Source organism: Pseudoalteromonas sp. NBT06-2 (assembly GCF_002276045.1).
Lineage (GTDB): Bacteria > Pseudomonadota > Gammaproteobacteria > Enterobacterales > Alteromonadaceae > Pseudoalteromonas.
This window is the reverse complement of sequence record NZ_NQMR01000447.1, coordinates 1-352: the sequence shown is the minus strand read 5'-3', so window position 1 is coordinate 352 and position 352 is coordinate 1. Positions and strand designations below refer to the sequence as shown.

The window sequence follows — 352 nt, the reverse complement described above, 5'->3', positions numbered from 1 at the left end:
TGGGCCGAATAATACTTAAATTCTTTGATATTTTACTTATCAGTAGTTCGTATAACTCAAACTCAGCTAGCTTCATTGTGAACCTAACAACATTATCTTTGAGCTGATTTATTGCAAAGGTGAAGTTAATTTTATAATCATGGCTCCTGTTGTTTTTAGGCTTCTTTATTTTTCGTTTTGCATCATGGATGGCACAAGCAGCAAGGTTTTTAGTCAGCAGCTTAGCATGTAAGTCTTGTAAAACACCTTCAACGGAAACACTAGAATAATTCTCAATATTGAGGCGACTTTTCAATACTTTATAATCTTCTTCAACTCCCCAGCGTTGATGATATAAATTAGCGAAAACAGA

Annotated in this window: 1 protein-coding gene; it reads right to left on the bottom strand. The window is 34.1% G+C overall.

The window, feature by feature from the left end; all coding sequences use genetic code 11:
* The coding region (locus tag CJF42_RS28290) for a transposase (RefSeq protein WP_353651708.1) at nt 1-352 on the bottom strand (352 nt) is incomplete at both ends.